A 2,249-nucleotide genomic window follows, 5' to 3' on the forward strand; every position below is an offset into this window, starting at 1 on the left:
GGATACGGGCTCGGCGGGCAGCGTTTCGGGGCTGTGCCCGGCGTGCGGAATTCCGTTTGGAACGACATCGATCGGCAACTTGTGCCGGGAAAGCGCCATCAACCGCTCTCGATCCTGGCTCGAGCAGACCCAGACCCTGTCGACAAGGGCAAGCGCCTTTCTCTCGAGACGCCTGATGCCAAGGCCCTCGCTGATCGTCGCCACCGCAGCCCGCTTCGCATCGACGTGCCGCAGCTGACCCGCCAGGTCGGACTCAACATTGTGCATGTCGAGGATGAGCTGTTTCGTCAGTGCCCGCAAAGGCCGCAGCAGCTTGAACAGGCCGATGCCCTCGATCAGCACCGTGTCCGGGCGGAAGTCCCGAACCAGTGTCTCCAGCCGCGTCAAGGCGACGCGCGAGATGCGACGCTCCGCCCTTATACGCCACCACCCGATCGAACTGGAGCGGGCCTCTCCCTTGATCGACAAGGCTTCGGTGCGGATCGACGGATCGGTTGTTTCCGTCGCCTGCGGCAGCACAGATACCAGGCAGACCGGGCCGAATTGCGCAGCAGACTCAGCATTGCGATAGTTCCGCAGATCCGCGCCTGAGATCGGCGGAAAGGCTGGATCGTGGGACACAACCAGCACACGTCGCCCGGCTTTCGCCGCGGAGACAGCGTCGAGCGGTTGTGCGCCCGCGGGTTTCAAAGTGGACGCTCTGGGCTTTGCGCCTGAGACTTCATTCCAGACGGCATGCGTGACGGCCCCAAACCATAACAATCGGCTTCGACTTGTTCAGCCGACGAGCCTTTCGTCAAGCGCCGCATCGTCGCTGATTGTCAGATGCACCAGTTGCGGCAGGCTGCCGGAATATCACCATCGCCTGGACCACGCCAACCAGCGGCCCGCCAGACGCTTCCACGATGAGGTGAGCCTTGTCCGCCGATAGGCGTCGCCGGCCATCTTGATGCCTTGCGCCTGCGTCGGGAATGGATGGATGACGTCGGCCAGCGCACGCAATCCCATGCCCGATTTGATCGCCAGCGACACCGCATTGATCATCTCGCCGGCATGGCTGGCAACGACCGTGGCGCCCAGGATGCGGTCGGACCCCTCCCTGACGTGGATTTTGACAAAACCCTCCTCCTCGCCGTCCATAACCGCACGGGCGACATCGTGCATCAGCACTGTATAGGTCTTGACCGGGATGCCGTTCTGGCGCGCCTCCGCCGGATAGAGGCCGACATGGGCGATCTCCGGATCGGTATAGGTGCACCACGGAATGACCAGTTCGCTCAGCTTCCTGCGTCCGAGAAACAGGGCATTGCGCACGACCATGCGGGCTGTCGCCTCGGCGGTGTGGGTGAATTTATAGGCGAGGCAGACATCGCCCGCCGCATAGATGCGCGGATTTGTGGTGCGGAGACAGTCGTCCACCTTGATACCGTCGGCATCGTATGCCACCCCGGCGTTTTCCAGGTCGAGGCCGTCGACATTGGGCGATCGGCCGATGCCAGTGATGATCTCATCGACGGAAATCGTCGTCGTGATGTCGTCGCACACCAGGTCGGCGAGCTTCTTGCCGCCTTCCGTCCGCACCGCCACCACCTCGGTGTTGAGGCGAACCTCGACACCCTCGCGCGCCAGCGCGTCCGAAAGGATTTGGGCGGCATCGCGTTCCTCACCGGGCAGGAACATCGGTTCGCGCTGCGCCTGGATGACCTTCGCGCCCAGCAGGCAGAAGGCCTGCGCCGCCTCGCAACCGAGCGGGCCGCCGCCGATGACCAGAAGCCGCTTCGGGCACTCCGTGAGATCGAACATGGTCTCGTTGCTGAGATAGCCGGCCTCGACCAGCCCCGGGATGGTCGGCAGCCTCGGGCGCGCGCCTGTCGCGATCAGCGCCTTCCTGAAACGCAAGGTTTGTCCGGCGACCGTGACAGCGTCCCTTCCGGAAAACCGCGCTTCGCCGAAATAAAGGTCGATGCCTTCGGAAATCAGGCTATCGGCGGCATCGGCGCGGCTGATCCGCTGCCGGATCTGCCGCATCCGCGTCATGGCGCGCTGAAAGTTGACGTGAAGACGGTCCGGCATGTCGCCGCCAAAATTCTCGGCATCGCGCATGTCGGCATAAAGCCTTGCGGTGCGGATGATCGACTTCGACGGGATGCAACCGACATTGACGCAAGTTCCGCCGATCAGGTTGCGCTCGATGAGCGCGACCTTTGCGCCGAGGCCGGCCGCTTCGTAGGCGGCGGTCAGCCCAGCCG

The 2,249-nt window shown here is 63.9% G+C and carries 2 protein-coding genes; both read right to left on the minus strand.

The window, feature by feature from the left end; translation table 11 throughout:
* Positions 1–690: glycosyltransferase (locus tag EN964_RS32270; protein ID WP_164776203.1), on the minus strand; the 690-nt coding region annotated here is incomplete at its 3' end.
* Between the two features lie 165 nt (positions 691–855).
* On the minus strand, positions 856–2,249 hold a 1,394-nt coding region (locus EN964_RS32275), incomplete at its 5' end, for a mercuric reductase (protein WP_164776205.1).

Source organism: Mesorhizobium sp. M7A.F.Ca.CA.001.10.2.1 (assembly GCF_003998575.1).
Classification (GTDB): domain Bacteria; phylum Pseudomonadota; class Alphaproteobacteria; order Rhizobiales; family Rhizobiaceae; genus Mesorhizobium.